Genomic DNA, 17393 nt, shown 5'->3' with positions numbered 1-17393 from the left:
GGCGGTCGGACAGCCGGTCATGAACCGTGGACGCCCGCACGGTACTTGGGCAGCCTCAGGGTGATCTTCATGCCCGCTCCGACTCCCGTCTCGATGACGAGGCCGTAGTCGTCCCCGTACACCTGGCGCAGTCGTTCGTCCACGTTGAGCAGACCGATGCCGGTGGAGGTGCCGCCCTCGCCGCGCAGGATCTGGCGGAGACGCTCCGGCTCCATCCCGGTGCCGTCGTCCTCGATGACCACCTCCGCCTCGGCGCCGGCATCCAGCGCGCTGATCGTGATGCGGATCGGGGCGTCACCCGCGCGGACGGCGTCGAGGGGCCGGGAAGGAGTGACAGCGCCCTCCAGGCCGTGCTTCACGGCGTTCTCGACCAAGGGCTGGAGACAGAGGAACGGCAGCGATACGGGAAGGACCTCCGGGGCCACCTGGAGGGTCACGGAGAGCCGCTCACCGAAGCGCGCGCGCACCAGCGCAAGATACTGGTCGATGGAGTGGAGCTCGTCGGCCAGGGTGGTGAACTCACCGTGCCTGCGGAACGAGTAGCGGGTGAAGTCGGCGAATTCCAGAAGGAGTTCACGCGCACGCTCGGGGTCGGTCCGGACGAACGAAGCGATCGCGGCCAGTGAGTTGAAGATGAAGTGCGGGGAGATCTGGGCCCGCAGCGCCTTGATCTCGGCCTCGATGAGCTGCGTACGGGAGCGGTCGAGCTCGGCGAGTTCCAGCTGTACGCAGACCCAGCGGGCCACCTCCCCCGCGGCTCTGGCCAGGACCGCCGACTCGCGGGGGGCGTAGGCGACGAGGGTGCCGAGCACCCGGTGGTCGACCGTCAGCGGGACGGCGACGGCCCAGCGCAGCGGGCAGTCGAGGTCACCGCAGTCGCTGTGGAAGGCGGTATCCCTGCCGCTGGCCAGCAGCCCCTCGACCTGGTGCATCACGTCCTTGCCGTGGTGGTCCCCCTCGCCGTCCCACACCAGCACCCGGTCACGGTCGGTGAGGCACAGGGCATCGGTACCGAGCAGCGAGCGCAGTCCACGCGCCGACCTGCGCGCGCTCTCCTCGGTGAGCCCGGCGCGCAGCGGGGGCGCTGCGAGGGAGGCGGTGTGCAGGGTCTCGAAGGTGGCGTGCTCGACGGGTGTGCCCACATCGCTGGTGCGCACGGGACGTGCGGTGCGGCCCAGCAGGAAGCCGGTGGAGAACAGCAGCAGGACGAGCACGGTGATGACGGCGATCCCGGCCCCGGTCATCGCACGCGCCCCGAGGTCAGCGCTTCCGGCAGATGGAAGCGGGTCATGGCGGCGTTGGTGCCCGCCGGTATCCGTCCAGGAGTGGCCAGGGAGACCAGGATCATCGCGAGGAAGCCGACCGGTACGGACCAGACCGCCGGCCAGGCCAGCAGGGCGTGCGGCCAGCCCGGCGGGCGCACCGCGCCGCTGACGGTGATGGCCACGGACAGCAGCGCGGAGCCGCCGCCGAGCAGCAACCCGGCAATCGCGCCCGGCGGGGTGAGCCGCCGCCACCAGATGCCGAGGACGAGCAGCGGGCAGAAGGAGGACGCGGAGACCGCGAAGGCCATGCCGACGGCGTCGGCCACCGGCACCCTGCTGACCACCAGTGAGCCGGCCAGGGGCACGGCGATGGCCAGGACGGTGGCCAGCCGGAAGTGCCGTACGCCCCGCGAGGGCAGGACGTCCTGGGTGATGACTCCGGCTACGGCCATGGTCAGCCCGGACGCCGTGGACAGGAACGCGGCGAACGCTCCGCCCGCGAGGAGCGCGCCGAGCAGATCGCCGCCGAGGCCGCCGATCACCCGGGCGGGCAGCAGCAGTACGGCCGCGTCGGCGTCGCCGCCGTGCATGAGTTCGGGCGCGTACAGGCGGCCCAGGGCCCCGTACACCGGGGGCAGCAGATAGAACAGGCCGACCAGCGCGAGCACGGCGACCGTCGTGCGGCGGGCGTCGCGGCCGTTGGGGCTGGTGTAGAAGCGGACCACCACATGGGGCAGGCCCATGGTGCCGAGGAAGGTCGCCACGATCAGTCCGTACGTCGCGTAGAGCGGATGGTCGGCACGGAAGACGGAGATCTGCTCGTCGAAGGTGACACGGGGGCGGCCGTCGCCCTGCCAGGCCAGCACCAGGAAGATCGCGGGCACCAGCAGCGCCGTGAGCTTCAGCCAGTACTGGAACACCTGCACGAAGGTGATCGAGCGCATGCCTCCCGCCGCGACGGCGACCACCACGACCGAGGCGACGAGTACGTCGCCGAGCCAGCCGGGCGCACCGGTGAGGATCTTCAGGGTGAGTCCTGCGCCCTGGAGCTGCGGCACGAGGTAGACCCAGCCGGCGCCGACGACGAACACGCTGACCAGCCGGCGCACCTGACGCGATTCGAGCCGTCCCTCGGCAAAGTCGGGAAGGGTGTACGCCCCCGAGCGGCGCAGCGGAGCGGCGACGAACACCAGCAGCACGAGGTATCCGGCGGTGTAGCCGACCGGATACCAGAGCATGTCGGGGCCGTGCACCAGCACCAGCCCCGCGACGCCGAGGAAGGATGCGGCGGACAGGTACTCGCCGCTGATGGCCGCTGCGTTGAGCCTCGGCCGTACGGTGCGCGACGCGACGTAGAAGTCGGAGGTGGTGCGGGAGATCCGCAGCCCGAATCCGCCGACGAGGACGGTGGCCAGGACGACGAGGGCGACCGCCACCACCGCTGCCGGGTGGCCGGGTGCGCTCACGGTGCGGGAAGGCCTTCCACGAGTCTGGCGAAGTCACGCTCGTTGCGCTCGGCCCTGCGCACGTACCACCAGGCGGCCAGGGTGAGCGGCGGATAGGTGGCGAAGCCGAGCACCGCCCAGACGAGGGCGTTGCTGTGCAGCGCCTCGAAGACCAGGGGCAGGGTTCCGGCGACGAGGGCGAGGACCGCGAAGGCGGTGAGTCCGGCACGGAGCTGGCTGCGCATCAGCGAGCGGACGTAGGCACCCCCGAGCGCGGTCTGCTCGTCGATCTCCGACTGGGCACGGTAGCGGGGCAGCGGACGCACCCGCCGGGGCTCGCCCATGACCACTTCGCGACGGGGCGTGCTCTCTGCGGACATGGGGCCGGAGTGTAGGCGGCGCAGGGCCCGGCTGGGAAGGGCAAGCTGTCCCGGTCGAGCCAGGTCAGCGGCCGGTCTGCCGCATCAGGAGGTCGCGGAGGGCACGGGTGTGACGCCGGCTGACCGCGAGCTCGGCACCCCCGATGCGGACGCTCATGCTGCCGGCGTCGAGCCGGAGTTCGTCGATCCGGTTCAGCGCCACGAGATGGCGGCGGTGAATGCGTACGAACCCCCGGGAGCGCCAGCGCTCCTCCAGGGTCGTGAGCGGTATCCGGACGAGGTGGCTGCCGGTCGCGGTGTGCAGCCGGGCGTAGTCGCCCTGAGCCTCGGCGTACGCGATGTCGTCGACGGGCACGAACCGGATGACCCCGCCCAGTTCCACCGCGACCTGGTCGGCGGCGGCGTCGTGGACGGACGCGGAGCGCTCACCGACCTGCTCGGCCACGCGGCGGACCGCCTCGGCCAGCCGCTCCCGGCGGACCGGCTTGAGCACGTAGTCGACAGCTTTGAGGTCGAAGGCGTGTACGGCGAAGCCCTCGTGGGCGGTGACGAAGACGATGAGCGGCGGTGCGGCGAAACCGGCCAGGAGCTGGGCGACGTCGAGGCCGGTGAGCCCCGCCATGTGGATGTCCAGGAACACGACGTCGATCGCCGAGGGGTCCTCGGGCCCGGCCTCGACGGCGCCCCCGATACGGCGCAGCGCCTCGGTGGCACCCGTGGCGCCCTCGGCGCTCCGGATGCGGGGATCGGCGCGCAGAAGGTAGAGGAGTTCCTCCAGGGCGGGTTCTTCGTCGTCGACGGCGAGTACGCGCAGCATGAAGCCGGAGTTTAGGTGCTTCGGGGGTGTGACGGCGTGAGTGATTCACGGGTTCGTCACGTACCTGAGGACATGCGCGCCATCGAACTCCACCGCGACGCCGGAGCCTACGCGCTCGGGGTGCTCGGGGCTGCCGACGCCTGCCGCTTCGAGGAGCATCTGGCGGGGTGTCCCGCCTGTGCGGTCCAGGTGCGCGAGTTCGGCGTGGTGGTGGCCCACTTGGCGGCGTACGCGCGCCGGCTTCCGCCCGGTGGCGCTCCCCGCCCGGCCCGGTGGCGGTGACCGGGCCGCTACTTGAGCAGGCGGGACAGCCGCCGGTCGGCGAGGGACTTGCCCCCTGTCTGGCAGGTGGGGCAGTACTGCAACGAAGAGTCGCTGAACGACACCTCCAGCACGGTGTCGCCGCAGACGGGGCAGGGCTGTCCGGTGCGGCCGTGGACGCGCATGCTGCTCTTCTTCTCCGCCTTGAGCCGGCCCGCCGCGACGCCTCGGGAGCGCTCGACCGCATCCTGGAGCGTGGTGCGCATCGCGTTGTACAGATGAGTGATGTCGTTGTCGCCCAGGGCGGTGGTGAGCTTGAACGGTGACATCTTCGCGACGTGCAGGATCTCGTCGCTGTAGGCGTTGCCGATGCCCGCGATCAGCGACTGGTCCCGCAGAGCGCCCTTGACCTGCCGGCGTGCCCCGCCGAGCACCATCGCGAACGCGTCCCGGTCGAAGGAGTCGGCCAGCGGGTCGGGCCCGAGGCGTGCTACGCCGGGCACGTCCGACGGGTCGCGCACCAGGTGGACGGCGAGGCGCTTGGTGGTGCCCATCTCGGTCAGGTCGAAGCCGTCGCCGCCGGTGAGGACCGTCCGGAGGGCGAGCGGGCCCTTGCCGGGCCGTGGCGGGGTCGCGGGGAAGCTGTCCTTCCACTGCAGCCAGCCTGCTCGCGCGAGGTGGATGAGCAGATGGAGCTCTCCGGCCGTGATGTCGAGGAATTTGCCGTGCCGGGCCACGGACGTCACGGTGGCGCCTTCGAGGGCGGTGGGCGGCGGGTCGTACGTCTTCAGGACGCTGATCGCCAGCGGCAGGACGCGGGCGATCTCCTTGCCGACCAGATGGTCGTCGAGGAAGTCCCGCAGGGCTTCGACTTCCGGCAGTTCGGGCATGACTCCAGCCTGCCGCAACGGCCCCGCGAACGCCCGCCGGGTGCGCGCCGTGTTCAGGCGGCGGGCGTTCGCAGCCCGTAGACGCGCCGTGCGGTGTCCGAGAGGACGGACCGCTGTCCGTCCTCCCCGAGCGGGCCGGTCAGCTCACGTGCCACGTCCAGGACCTCGGTGTACCCGGCGGCGAGCCGGCACACGGGCCAGTCGGAGCCGAACATCAGCCGGCCGGGCCCGAAGGCCTCGATGACGGTGTCCGCGTAGGGGCGCAGGTCCTCCACGGTCCAGGCCCGTGGGTCCGCCTCGGTGACCAGACCGGAGAGCTTGCAGACGGTGTTGGGCAGCGCTGCCAGCGCCCGCAGGTCATCGGCCCAGGGGTGCGTCGCGCGCCGGGCCACGGGCGGTTTGCCCGCGTGGTCGAGTACGAAGGTGAGCTCCGGCAGAAGGGCGGCCGCGCGGGTGGCGGCGGGCAGCTGGTGGGGCCGGACGATCAGGTCGTAGGCGAGTCCGGCGGCGCCGACGGCTCGCAGTCCGCGCAGGACGTCGGGGCGCAGCAGCCACTCGGGGTCGGGTTCGCCCTGTACCTGGTGGCGGATTCCGACGAGCCGGTCGCCGCCGGGCAGGTCGCGGAGTCCGGCGAGGGTGCCGGCGACGTCGGGCGCGGTGAGGTCGGTCCATCCGACGACGCCCGCGACGAACGTGCTGTCGTGGGCGAGCGCGAGGAATTCGGGGGTCTCCTCGGCGACGGTGACAGTCTGGACGAGCACGGTGGCGGCCACCCCGGCGGCGCGTGCCTCGGGCTCCAGGTCGGCGAGGGTGAAGGTGCGGCGGATGGGGGCGAGTTCCTCGCCGGTGATCCAGTCCTGGTCGCGCACCGCGAGGTCCCACACATGGTGGTGGGCGTCGATGACCGGCGGGGGCGTCATGTCACAGCAGCCCCTCCACGCGCAGGTCGTCCCAGAGCGCGTCCGGAACCGGCGTGCGGAGCCGTGCCGCTGCGTCCCTCACCTCGTCCGCGGAGCGGGTGCCGACGAGGGCCCCCGCGACGGCCGGGTGGCCCAGCGAGTAGTGGAGGGCGGCGGCGCGCAGCGGGACACCGTGCGCTTCGGCGACGGCCCGGATGCGTACGGCGCGTTCGAGGAGGGGCGCGGGGGCCGCCGCGTAGTCGTACGTCGCGCCGGGGCGCGGGTCGACGAGCAGCCCGGAGTTGAACACACCTCCGACGACGACGCTGCGGCCCCGGGCGGCGGCCTCCGGCAGCAGGGTGTCGAGGGCACTGTGGTCGAGGAGGGTGAAGCGGCCCGCGCAGAGGACGGCGTCGACGTCGGTCTCGCGCAGGAAGCGGGTGAGCATCGCGGTCTGGTTCATGCCGGCCCCGATGGCGCCGACGACGCCCTCGTCGCGCAGCTTCTCCAGCGCCGGGTAGCCCTCGCGGAAGGCCGCCTCCCCGTGGTCGTCGGGGTCGTGCAGATACACGATGTCGACCCGGTCGAGGCCGAGGCGCCCGAGGCTGTCCTCGATGCTGCGGCGGACGCCGTCGGCGCTGAAGTCCCAGCGGCGCCGGTGGGTGTGCGGTACGGCGAATCCGTCGGACAGCCCGCGGTGGGCCGCTGTCCCGGCGGGGGGCAGCGGTTCGAGCAGGCGGCCCGCCTTCGTGGACACCGCGTAGGCGTCCCGCGGCCGGTCACGCAGAGCCTCTCCGAGACGGCGTTCGGAGAGTCCGAGGCCGTAGTGCGGTGCGGTGTCGAAGTAGCGGATGCCCTCGTCCCACGCCGCGTCCACGGCGGCGGCGGCCTGCCCCGGATCGACCTCCGTGAAGAGGTTGCCGATGGCCGCCGCCCCGAAGGCGAGCTCGGTGATCTCGACCGCACTGCTTCCGAGTCTGATGCGCCGCATGGCCCTGATGCCCCCGCCGGTGATCCCTGATGGTCCGTAGAGGGAATATTCATCGGATCAATCCGCCGCGTCAACAGGGCCCGGTGGATCGCCCGTCAGGCCGGTGCGGGCACCGTGGGCACGAGTGAGTGCAGGTCGTGCAGCTCCTCGCGGACCGCGCAGGCGAGCCGGTCGAGATCGGGAAGCGCCTTCCCGTCGGCGACCAGTCCGACCTGCACCCCTCCGCCGTACGTGGTCAGGGCGACGGCCAGTGACTGTCCCCGGGCCAGCGGCGCCATGGGATAGAGGGCGCGCAGCGGGCAGCCGCCGAGGGAGAGCGCGGAGCGGGGCAGGGGCACGCTGGTGACCAGGACGTCGAAGAGCATCCGGGCGGCGTTCCCCGCCAGCGGGGCTCCGAACCGGTGGGCCAGCGCGGGCAGCTGGTCGGCCAGTACGGCGACGGCGCCCGCGCCGCGCAGCGGACCGGCGGCCTTGTTGCTGTTCATGCCCGTGCGCACGAGGCGCAGCCGTTCCCGGGCGTCGGGCTCGCCGACGGGCAGCCCGAGGAGGTAGGCGGAGAGTCTGTTGCCGGTGGCCGCTCCGCCGGGGCGGCGCCGGGAGACGGGGACCAGGGCACGCGGGTCGGCGCCCGGGAGCGGCTCGCCGCGTTCGAGCATCCAGCGGCGCAGCGCCCCGGCGACGACCGCGAGCAGGACGTCGTTGGCCGTACCGCCCTCGGTGCGGCGGATCCGCTGCACCGTCTCGGCGTCGAGGTCGGCGGTGGCCAGCCGGCGGGTGCCGCTGGAGCGCGCGGTCAGTGCGGTGCCTGCGCGCAGGTCGAGGCGGCTGGCGCGTACGACGGAGGCCCCGACCCCCAGCGCCCGGCGCACGTCCCCGAGCCGGTCCATCGCCATGCCCGCGGCCTCGTACGGGCCGGGCAGCCAGGAGCGGGGCGGCACGGGTGTCCGGCGGCGCACCGCGCCACGGCCCGCGCCGGCGGAGGCGATCTGGTCGAAGATGCCGGCGCCGATGGCTACGGCCCGCATACCGTCGGCGAGCGCGTGGTGCAGCTTCACGAGTACGGCGAACGGGCCGTCACCCGGGCTGTCCAGGAGATACATCTGCCAGGGCGGCAGGCCCCGCCCGAGCGGCCGCTCCATGAGTTCACCGGCGAGCCGGGTCGCCTCCGCCATGAAGTCGCCCTCGGGGAGCACGACCCGCCTGACGTGCCGTTGCACGTCGAAGTCCTTGTCGGTGAACCAGGCCGCACCGCCGACGGGCAGCAGGACGTCGCGTACGCGCATGCGCAGCCGGGGAATCGCGGCGGCGCGCGCTCCGAGCAGCTCGAGCAGGTCCTGCGGGGCGACGCCCGCTACCGGGTCGAAGACGGCGAGCGCGCCGAGGTGCATCGGGTGGGCATCGGATTCGAGGTGCCAGAAAGCCAGATCAAGCGGTGCCAGAAGCTCGGTACTCAACGGGGCCTCGCGTCTTAGACAGCGGAACGGCGGGATCGCAGTCAATCCCGCAAGATCGGTTACGGTCAAGTATGGACATGTTACGTACTGTTACAGTCTTCCGCTGGCGCGGCAGTCGCGCTACCGGTGCTCCGGGATGAAGAACTCGCACCACACGCATTTGCCGTTGCCCCGGGACTCCACACCCCAGACGTCGGCCATCCGGTCGACGAGCATGAGTCCGCGGCCCGAGACTCCGGACTCCCCCGCGTCCCTGCGGCGCGGCAGCGCGCTGGAGCGGTCCTCGACGTCCACCCGGAGGCGGCGTTCGGGGCCGGTGAGCATCCGGATGGTGACGATGGCACCGCCGTCGGTGTGCATAAGGGCATTGGTGATCAGCTCGTCGGCGGCGAGCTCGACCTCGTCCGCCCGGCCCTTCGCTCCCCAGGCGCGCACGGCGGCCCGGATCATGTGGCGGGCGGACGTGAGCGCCTCCGGATCGTTCTGCGCGACGTGCTGCTGGAGCCGGCCGCCCGGATGGGGTGCGTGGGCCGCGTCGCGGCGCAGCAGCAGCACCGCCATGTCGTCCTCACCGCCGCGCTCGTCGACGACCTCGCAGAGCCGGTCGGCCAGCTTCTGGAGGTCCTGCGGCCCGTCGCGGACCGTCACGGCCAGCAGTCGCATGCCTTCGTCGAGGTCGGTGCCTGGCAGCTCCACCATTCCGTCGGTGTAGAGGATCATCGTCTGGCCCGGGTCCAGATCGACGGTGCTGACCGGATATTCGAGCTGCCCGAACTCCGCGGAGAGGCCAAGCGGGAGGCCCCCCTCGACCGGCAGCCTGCGGCAGCTCCCGTCGATGTCCCGCAGGGCCGGGTCGACGTGCCCCGCCCTGACCAGCTGCACGACTCCGGTGGTCAGATCGGCCTCGGCGTAGGTGCAGGTCGCGAAGCGGTCGGTGTCGAGTTCATGGAGGAAGACGGACGCGCGGGCCATGACCGTGGCCGGGCTGTGCCCCTCGGCCGCATAGGCGCGCAGCACGATCCGGAGCTGTCCCATGACGGCCGCCGCGTGCGTGTCGTGCCCCTGTACGTCACCGATGACGGCGCCGACCCGGCCGCCGGGCAGCGAGATGATGTCGTACCAGTCGCCACCGATGTCCCTGCCGAGCCGTGCCGAGCGGTAGCGCACGGCGACCTGGGCTCCCCGCACCTCGGGGATCCGGCGGGGCAGCATGGCCTGCTGGAGCCCTTCGGCGAGGTCGTGCTCCTGTTCGTAGAGCATCGCCCGCTGGAGGCTCTGGGCGATCGAACTGCCGAGAGCCACCAGCAGGTTCCGCTCGTCGCTGGTGAAGCCGGCCTTGTTGCCGTAGAGGAGCCCGAGCGCGCCGATCGGGCGGGCCTGGGCGATGAGCGGCATGTAGGCGGCGGCGGTGATGCCGAGATGGCTGATGTGCGGCCACAGGATAGGGTACGAGGTCGCGAAGTCCTCGGGTGTCTCGATGAAACGCGGTGTGAGCGTGCGGATCACTTCGCTCATCGGATAGGGCTCGTCGGTGCGTGTGTAGCGGGTGCCCTGCACGAACGCGCCCTCGGGGCCGTCCGCCACCAAATGGATACGCCCGGACTCGAGCAGCCCCATGACGAGGCTGGTGGCGCCGAGGTTGGCCAGGCCGCGGGAGCTCTTCAGCACGTCGGTGACGTCCTTGACCGTCCGGGCGTGCGCCAGGGCCGCCGTGGTGCCCTCGACCAGGCTCGTGCGGCGCCGGCGCTCCTCGTCGACGGTCCGGCGGGCGGTGGACTCGGCCAGTTCCTGGGTGGCGTCACGGATGATCCCGATGATGCGGCGGGGCCGCCCGGTGCCGTCGCGGCGGATGAACCCCTGGGTGTGGGTCCAGCACAGGGAGCCGTCCCGCTGTGTCCTGCGGAAGTACGCGCCGTAGTTGCTGCGACCGCTCTTGAGGGCCTGCGAGACCATCGCGTCGAGCCGGATCGCCTCGTCGGCGGGGACGCGCTGCGCGAGCCCCGAGGGACGGCCGTCGTACTCGTCGGGGCGCAGGTCGAACACGCCGAGGGCGGGCTCGTCCATGTGCATGAGGCCGCTGTCCAGATCCCAGTCGAAACTGCCCATTCGGTTCAGGGCGAGGCTGAGGTCCGGGTGGGCGGGCCAGTCGTCCGGGAGTGACAGGGCACCCGCTACCCGATCATCCATGTGCGCCACTCTGCCATTATTTGTCCGATTCCTCGACCGAACCGACGCCTTGAACACGTTCAAGATGACGCCTATGCTCGACGTGACGTGAATTGAACACGTTCAATTATTGCTGGTCGTGCGCGTGGACAGGGGTGGACGCGATGTCCGTATTGGTCGGACTGGTCGTGATGCTGGGCATGCTGGTGATCGTTCCGTTGGGCCTGGGGCTCGTCGGTGACCCCGCGCTCCACCGGATACGGCGTCTGTGGCCGGTCTTCGCCGTGCCCGGCGCGGTGTCCCTGTGGCTGCCACGCGGCGCCGCCGCCACCGGGCTCGCCCTCTGCTACGCGTTGGGGACGCTGCTTCTCGCCACCCACGCGCCCCGTCGGCTCGCGCGCACACGCAGCGTGCGTCCGGCGGAGGCCGCCCTGCTCACCGCCTTGGTCGCCCCGTCGGTCGCGGCGCTCGCCCTCGTCGCCGAGCGCTCCGGCCACGAGCTGTTCGGCTTCGGGCTCGGCATCCTTGCGCTGACCGTGCCCCACTTCCACTTCGCCGGTTTCGCCGCCGCCCTCGTCGCCGGTCTCGTCTGCCGGGCGGAGGACGGCGCGGCGGGCCGGCTCGCCGCCCTGAGCGTGCCGCTCGGCACCCTCCTCGTCCTCGTCGGCTACTTCACCGGGGACCTGACCGAGCTGGCCGGGGCCGTCGTGCTCACCGTCGGGATGTGGACGGTCGCCCTCCTGACCTGGCGCACGGCCCCCGCCGCGGGACGGGATCGCGTCACCCGCGCCCTGCTGGCCGTATCGGCAGGCGTACTCGCGGTCACCATGGTGCTGGCGCTGAGCTGGGCGCTCGGCGAGGCCACCGGGCTGCCACACCCCACACTGACCTGGATGGCGGCCACGCACGGCCTCGGCAACGCACTCGGCTTCGCGCTCTGCGCGCTGCTCGCCCGGCGCCGGCTCCAGATCCTCACCCACCCGGAAGGCAGGACCGCATGAGCACGCTCACGTATCCCGAGTTGGGAGCGACCCGGCTCGGGCCGCTCCCGGACGGGTACAACCATCTGCACCACCGCGCAGCGGTCGGCAGGGGCCGTACGGACTTCGAGGCCGCGGGCGCCGCCGTCACCGAGTGGCGCGCGCACCGTGCCACCGGAGCCAGGGTGAACGCCTCCGCCGCACGGGCCGCCGCCGGGGTCACCGTCGAGGTGTCGGCGGGCATCGGGCCGCTCCGCCTCGCCGCCCCCTGCGAGATCGTCTGGACCGCGTACGAAAGGGACCGCACCGGTTTCGGGTACGGAACCCTGCCGGGGCATCCGGAGTGCGGGGAGGAAAGCTTCGTCGTGGAGCTGGCGGAGGACGGGACGGTGTGGTTCACCGTCATGGCCTTCTCCCGGCCCGCCTCCTGGTACACCCGGCTGGCGGGCCCGCTCGTCCCCGTGGCCCAGCGGTGGTACGCCCTGCGGCTCGCCGCCGTACTGCGCCGGGCCGCCGTGTCGGCCGCCTGACGGGCGGGGGCGCCGGATACTGGAAGCGATGGAATGGTTCACCGCAGACGGCTACTGGCTGAGCAGGCTGATCTTCCAGCGGGCGCTCGCCGGCGTCTACCTCGTCGCGTTCGTCGCCGCGGCGCTCCAGTTCCGGGCGCTGATCGGCTCCCGCGGCATGCTCCCGGTGCCCGACCTCCTGCGGCACACCTCCTGGCGGGCCGCGCCCGGCCTGTTCCGGCTGCACTACTCCGACCGCTTCTTCGCGCTGGTCGCCTGGGCGGGCGCCGCGGTGTCGCTCGCGCTCCTGGCCGGCCTGGACGCGTATCTCCCCCTGGGCGCGGCGATGGCCCTGTGGGCCGTGCCGTGGGTGCTGTACCTGTCGATCGTCCAGGTCGGTCAGGTCTGGTACGGCTTCGGCTGGGAGTCGCTCCTGCTGGAGACGGGCTTCCTCGCCGTGTTCCTCGGCAACGACTCCACGGCTGCCCCGGTGCTGGTGCTGTGGCTGCTGCGCTGGCTGCTCTTCCGGGTGGAATTCGGCGCAGGGCTCATCAAGATCCGGGGGGACGAGTGCTGGCGGCGGCTGACCTGTCTGGACTTCCACCATGAGACCCAGCCGATGCCCGGGCCGCTGAGCTGGTTCTTCCACCATCTCCCGAAGCCGGCGCACCGGGTGGAGACCGCGGCGAACCATGTCACCCAGCTCGTGGTGCCCTTTTTGCTCTTCACCCCCCAGCCGGTGGCGAGCGCCGCGGCGGGACTGATGGTGGTGACCCAGCTGTGGTTGGTGCTGTCGGGGAACTTCGCCTGGCTGAACTGGCTGACGATCGTCCTCGCCCTCGCGGCGGTCGACTGGTCGCTGATCGCCGGTCCGCCGCCCGCACAGCCGGAGTCGCCCCTCTGGTACGAGGTGGTGGTCATGCTCGTCACCGCCCTCGTCCTGGTCCTCAGCTACCGCCCGGCGCGCAATCTGCTCTCCCGCCGGCAGGCGATGAACCGCTCCTTCGACCCACTGCACCTGGTCAACACCTACGGAGCCTTCGGGAGCATCAGCAGGATGCGGCTCGAGGTGGTGGTCGAGGGCACCGACGAGGCGGTGATCCACGAGGGGACGCGCTGGCTGGAGTACGAATTCCGGGGCAAGCCGGGCGATCCGCGCCGGCTGCCACGTCAGTTCGCTCCGTACCACCTGCGGCTGGACTGGATGATGTGGTTCGCGGCGCTCTCCCCCGCCTACGCCCGCTCCTGGTTCGGCCCGTTCGCCGAACGGCTGCTGCGCGGCGACCGGGACACCCTGCGGCTGCTGGGCCACAACCCGTTCCCCGACGGCCCGCCGGCCCATATCCGGGCCAGGGTCTTCCACTACCGGTTCACGGACCGGCAGGAGCTGCGGGCCACCGGATGCTGGTGGGACCGGACCTATGTGCGGGACTTCATGAGACCGGTGGCCCGGCCCGTTCCGCTCCGGCCGGACGGACCCGGCCCCGACCGCCGCCGGTGACAGCGGTGCTCATGCTTGTGCCCCCGCCCGGGGACGGGGGCACAGCACGAGGCGCTGCTCGAAGAGGGCCGGACGCGGGTCAGTCGATGCCGGGCAGGATGTGCGGCTCGGCCAGATCGTCCTCGTAGCCGGCCAGCCTGATCGGTGCCGACCGTGCCCAGACCTCGATGTTCCGGAGCTTCTCGGGCCGGCGGGCCCGCTCTCCGGTCAGGTCGGACGGGCGCGTCTCGGTCTTCGTCATTTCAGGTGTCACCGCGGACTCCTTTGTGTCGCGTAACCCCGGGGCGGTGGCGCTGCGGCTGTGAGAACCGTGTCGACCGCCCGCTGCGGGGCAGGGGCAAGAAACAGTTCGGTCGCGGTGGCGCCGGTACGGGGCGGGACGGCGGCCTGCTTACAGACCTGTCCCAGGACGGCCGAGGAAGCTTCGTGGATCCCTTGGTGGCGTCCGTTCACCCCAGACTAACCAAATGAGCGCCGTCGCGCTCGACAGAACGTGTGGCCTGGGTCACTTTCAGCCAACAGAACGGCGGCGGTCCCGCTGTTCGCGGGGCCGCCGCCGTGCCACCTGTCATCGCAGGTGGCGGGAGGTGCTGGAGAGACCGGAGGTACGGAGCCGGCCGAAGGAGGTCACCAGCCCGCGGGGGCGTAATCCTTCAGGAAGCAGCCGTACAGCTCCTCGCCCTCCTCGCCTCGCACGATCGGGTCGTAGACCCGCGCGGCGCCGTCGACGAGGTCCAGAGGGGCATGAAAACCCTCCTCCGCGAGGCGGATCTTGTCGGGGTGCGGCCGCTCGTCCGTGATCCAGCCGGTATCGACGGCCGTCATGAGGATGTGGTCCTTCTCGAACATCTCCTGGGCGCTGGTGCGGGTCAGCATGTTCAGCGCGGCCTTGGCCATGTTGGTGTGCGGGTGTCCCGCGCCCTTGTACCCGCGGCCGAACACTCCCTCCATCGCGGAGACGTTGACCACGTAGGCGCGCTTCGTCTCGGTCCTGGCCATCGCGGGCCGGAGCCTGCTGATCAGAATGAAGGGCGCCGTGGAGTTGCAGAGCTGGACCTCGAGGAGCTCGATCGGCTCGACCTCCTCGACGGTCTGGATCCAGCTGTTCGTGTCGTGCAGGTCCGGGACCAGGCCGCCCGCGTCGATCGCGGTGCCCGCGGCGATGCGGGCCGGCGAGGCGGATCCGGTGACCAGCGCCAGGTCGGTGACGTCCTGGGCGCTGAGCCCCTGGCCCTCCCTGCGGGCGGCCGGCAGCGCGGCCACGCGGTCGACGGTGCCGCTGCCGAACGTCCCGATGACCTCGGCGGCCGGCAGTTCGCCCGCGGGCAGCGGTGCGGACTCCGCGCTCAACAGCTCGCTGTAGGCCTGCGGGGAGCGGCGGACCGTCTGCGCGGCGTTGTTGATCAGGATGTCCAGCGGCCCCTCGGCGGCGACCGAGTCGGCGAGCGCGACGACCTGGGCCGGGTCGCGCAGGTCGATGCCGACGATCTTCAGACGGTGGATCCACTCGTCGCTGTCCGGCATCGCCTTGAAGCGGCGGATTGCGTCGTTGGGGAAGCGTGTCGTGATGGTGGTGTGCGCACCGTCCCGCAGGAGCCGCAGCGCGATGTACATGCCGATCTTGGCACGGCCACCGGTGAGCAGGGCCCGGCGGCCCGTGAGGTCGGTGCGGGCCTCGCGCCGGCTGCGGTTCTCCTTCGCGCACTGCTGGCAGAGCTGGTGGTAGAAGGCGTCCACCTCGACGTACCGGGTCTTGCAGATGTAGCAGGACCTGGGGCGCTGGAGTATGCCCGCGATCTCGGCGGTGGCCGAGGAGGACGGGAGGACGCCCTGCGTCTCGTCGTCGATGCGCTCGGCCGAGCCGGTCGCCGTGGCTTCGGTGACGGCCTTGTCGTGCGCGGTCTTGGCGGCGCGGCGCTCCTGGCGGCGGCGCTGCTTCACGGTGCGGTAGATGCCCGCGGTGGCCCGCCGCACGGCGATGGCGTCGGGGTGGTCGACCTCGATGGTGTCCAGCTCGTCGAGCACGCTCAGGCAGACGGCCAGCCGCTCCGGGTCGATACCGGGACCGAACTCGTCGATACCGGGAGCGAACTCCTGGCTGTCCTCTGTCACCGTCATTGCCGTTCCTCTGTCACTCGTCACTCATGCCGTTGTCGGGCTTCGGTGGGGAGTGGTCCGGCCGGGAGCCGGCGAGGGCAGGCGCGCACGGGCGGAATGCCCCGGTCAAGTCTGCCATGAGTCGGGCGTTGCTCAGCTCGGTCCGGCGCCCTGTCCGGCTTCGGCGGAGAGCGGGGTGGCGATGGACTCGAGGGACTTCTGCTCGGCCGCCACCGCGAAGAAGTACGCGACCACCCCCGCGGCCACCATGAGGGCGGCTCCGATGCAGAACGCCAGGACGGTCTCGCCGACCACCCCGCTCGCGGTGAGGTCCGCGAAGACCAGCGGTCCCGTGATGCCTCCTGCGGCGGTGCCCACGGCGTAGAAGAACGCGATCGCCATCGCCCGGGTCTCCATCGGGAAGATCTCGCTCACCGTCAGGTAGGCGGAGCTGGCGCCGGCTGAGGCGACGAAGAGGACCAGGCACCAGCAGCCGGTCATCGTGACGGCCGTCAGCAGGCCGGCGCCGAAGAGCCACGCTGTCGCGAACAGGAGCAGCCCGGAGAGGATGTACGTCCCCGAGATCATCGGTTTGCGCCCCACCGTGTCGAAGAGGCGGCCCAGGAGGAGCGGTCCCAGGAAGTTGCAGAAGGCGATGACCGCGAAGTAGTACCCGGTGACGCCGCTGGAGACGTCGAAGAACTTCACCAGGATCGAGCCGAAGCCGAAGGTGATGGCGTTGTAGAGGAATGCCTGGCCGATGAAGAGCGCGAGCCCGAGGACAGCCCGCTGGGGATACGAGCGGAAGACGGTCCGGGCGATCAGGCCGAACCCGATGCTCTTGCGCTGCCGCACGGTGATGGGCGGCTCGGCCGGGGGCAGCGAGCTCCCCGTCTCCGCCTCCACCTCCCGCTCCACACCGTCGACGAGCCGCTCCGCCTCTTCGTCGCGCCCGTGGATGAACATCCAGCGCGGGCTCTCCGGCACATGACGGCGCACCAGCAGGATGACCAGCCCGAGGACCACGCCCAGCGCGAAGGTGAGCCGCCAGCCGATGTCCTTCGGGAAGATGTCGGTGTTCAGTGCGAGTACGGAGAGCAGGGAGCCGGCCACGGCCCCGAGCCAGAAGCTGCCGTTGATGATGAGGTCGACGCGGCCCCGGTACTTGCTGGGGATCAGCTCGTCGATGGCCGAGTTGATCGCCGCGTACTCGCCGCCGATCCCGAAGCCCGTCAGAAAGCGGAAGAGGAAGAACCACCAGGCCGAGAAGGAGATCGCCGTGAGCGCGGTGGCCGCCAGATAGACGGCGAGGGTGATCAGGAAGAGTTTCTTGCGCCCGAAGCGGTCGGTGAGCCATCCGAAGACCAGCGCGCCGCAGCAGGCACCCGCCACGTACAGCGCGGCTGCGATGCCGGTCACCTGGGCGTCGGTGATGGCCAGTCCGCTGCCGTCCTCGGACAGCCGGCTGGCGATGTTGCCGACGACCGTGACCTCGAGTCCGTCCAGGATCCAGACCGTTCCCAGGCCGATCACGATCATCCAGTGCCAACGTGACCAGGGCAGCCGGTCCAGCCGCGCCGGGATCCGTGTCGTGACAGTGGGTCCGCCTGCCGTGCCGGTGTCGCTCATGAGACCTCCTCAGCTTCCGGAACCACAGGTGCCCGGAACGAGGCGTGACTCACACATCGGCCGAGAAGAAGAACAGAAAGCACCCGTGCGAACACGGATCGTTACATCT

General features: G+C 71.4%; 16 protein-coding genes. 4 read left to right on the top strand and 12 right to left on the bottom strand.

Annotated features, from left to right (window positions below; genetic code table 11):
• Window positions 1-17 precede the first annotated feature (17 nt).
• From ACIQM3_RS18665 to ACIQM3_RS18650, 4 genes are all read right to left on the bottom strand, one after another.
• Complete coding sequence (locus ACIQM3_RS18665; protein WP_401625281.1) at window positions 18-1244, bottom strand: sensor histidine kinase; 1227 nt, start codon at window positions 1242-1244, stop codon at window positions 18-20.
• A complete protein-coding gene (locus tag ACIQM3_RS18660; protein WP_401625278.1) occupies window positions 1241-2731 on the bottom strand; it encodes a cation acetate symporter in 1491 nt (496 codons plus the stop codon). The genes ACIQM3_RS18665 and ACIQM3_RS18660 overlap by 4 nt, the downstream gene beginning before the upstream one ends.
• Window positions 2728-3090, bottom strand: a complete 363-nt coding sequence (locus ACIQM3_RS18655) for a hypothetical protein (protein WP_104783032.1) — start codon at window positions 3088-3090, stop codon at window positions 2728-2730. The genes ACIQM3_RS18660 and ACIQM3_RS18655 overlap by 4 nt, the downstream gene beginning before the upstream one ends.
• Window positions 3091-3154: 64 nt before the next feature.
• On the bottom strand, window positions 3155-3907 hold the full coding sequence (locus ACIQM3_RS18650; RefSeq protein WP_401625275.1) for a LytR/AlgR family response regulator transcription factor: 753 nt from the start codon (window positions 3905-3907) through the stop codon (window positions 3155-3157).
• Between the two features lie 72 nt (window positions 3908-3979).
• On the opposite strand from ACIQM3_RS18650, the gene ACIQM3_RS18645 reads away from it, so the two are divergent.
• Window positions 3980-4189 (top strand): zf-HC2 domain-containing protein, encoded by a 210-nt coding sequence (locus ACIQM3_RS18645; protein WP_401625272.1) that lies wholly within the window; start codon window positions 3980-3982, stop codon window positions 4187-4189.
• A gap of 8 nt (window positions 4190-4197) precedes the next feature.
• On the opposite strand, the gene ACIQM3_RS18640 is transcribed toward ACIQM3_RS18645, so the two are convergent.
• The 5 genes from ACIQM3_RS18640 to ACIQM3_RS18620 all read right to left on the bottom strand — a co-directional run bounded on the left by ACIQM3_RS18640 (window position 4198) and on the right by ACIQM3_RS18620 (window position 10589).
• Window positions 4198-5058 carry an Fpg/Nei family DNA glycosylase gene (locus tag ACIQM3_RS18640; protein WP_401625270.1) on the bottom strand — a complete coding sequence of 287 codons (861 nt, stop codon included), beginning with the start codon at window positions 5056-5058 and terminating at the stop codon, window positions 4198-4200.
• Window positions 5059-5111: 53 nt separating this feature from the next.
• The gene (locus ACIQM3_RS18635; protein ID WP_401625268.1) at window positions 5112-5978 is read right to left on the bottom strand and encodes an amidohydrolase family protein; all 867 of its coding nucleotides are present in this window, start codon (window positions 5976-5978) and stop codon (window positions 5112-5114) included.
• A gap of 1 nt (window position 5979) precedes the next feature.
• Entirely contained in the window at window positions 5980-6948 is a 969-nt protein-coding gene (locus ACIQM3_RS18630; RefSeq protein ID WP_401625266.1) for an aldo/keto reductase, read from the bottom strand.
• A gap of 95 nt (window positions 6949-7043) precedes the next feature.
• Complete coding sequence (locus ACIQM3_RS18625; RefSeq protein WP_401625263.1) at window positions 7044-8402, bottom strand: wax ester/triacylglycerol synthase family O-acyltransferase; 1359 nt, start codon at window positions 8400-8402, stop codon at window positions 7044-7046.
• A gap of 120 nt (window positions 8403-8522) precedes the next feature.
• On the bottom strand, window positions 8523-10589 hold the full coding sequence (locus tag ACIQM3_RS18620) for a SpoIIE family protein phosphatase (RefSeq protein ID WP_401625260.1): 2067 nt from the start codon (window positions 10587-10589) through the stop codon (window positions 8523-8525).
• A gap of 143 nt (window positions 10590-10732) precedes the next feature.
• Between ACIQM3_RS18620 and ACIQM3_RS18615 the strand changes: the two genes are divergently transcribed.
• Genes ACIQM3_RS18615 through ACIQM3_RS18605 form a run of 3 tightly spaced genes read left to right on the top strand, consistent with a single transcriptional unit; the run spans window position 10733 to window position 13558 of the window.
• Window positions 10733-11569, top strand: a complete 837-nt coding sequence (locus tag ACIQM3_RS18615; protein ID WP_401625257.1) for a YndJ family protein — start codon at window positions 10733-10735, stop codon at window positions 11567-11569.
• The gene (locus tag ACIQM3_RS18610; protein ID WP_401625254.1) at window positions 11566-12078 is read left to right on the top strand and encodes a DUF1990 family protein; all 513 of its coding nucleotides are present in this window, start codon (window positions 11566-11568) and stop codon (window positions 12076-12078) included. Before ACIQM3_RS18615 ends, ACIQM3_RS18610 begins: the two co-directional genes overlap by 4 nt.
• 28 nt (window positions 12079-12106) lie before the next feature.
• Window positions 12107-13558 (top strand): lipase maturation factor family protein, encoded by a 1452-nt coding sequence (locus tag ACIQM3_RS18605; protein ID WP_401625252.1) that lies wholly within the window; start codon window positions 12107-12109, stop codon window positions 13556-13558.
• A 79-nt stretch (window positions 13559-13637) separates the two neighbouring features.
• Here the strand turns inward: ACIQM3_RS18605 and ACIQM3_RS18600 are convergent, their stop codons facing one another.
• The 3 genes from ACIQM3_RS18600 to ACIQM3_RS18590 form a co-directional block, all read right to left on the bottom strand.
• Complete coding sequence (locus ACIQM3_RS18600; RefSeq protein ID WP_401626510.1) at window positions 13638-13811, bottom strand: hypothetical protein; 174 nt, start codon at window positions 13809-13811, stop codon at window positions 13638-13640.
• 374 nt (window positions 13812-14185) lie between these two features.
• Window positions 14186-15676, bottom strand: coding sequence for an SDR family NAD(P)-dependent oxidoreductase (locus ACIQM3_RS18595; protein WP_401625250.1), 1491 nt, complete (start codon window positions 15674-15676; stop codon window positions 14186-14188).
• A 132-nt stretch (window positions 15677-15808) separates the two neighbouring features.
• Entirely contained in the window at window positions 15809-17284 is a 1476-nt protein-coding gene (locus ACIQM3_RS18590) for an MFS transporter (RefSeq protein ID WP_401625247.1), read from the bottom strand.
• Between the last annotated feature and the right edge of the window lie 109 nt (window positions 17285-17393).

This window comes from Streptomyces sp. NPDC091271 (assembly GCF_044757505.1).
Taxonomy (GTDB): domain Bacteria; phylum Actinomycetota; class Actinomycetes; order Streptomycetales; family Streptomycetaceae; genus Streptomyces.
Note: the sequence above shows the minus strand (reverse complement) of the source record. Positions and strands in the feature narration are given on the sequence as shown.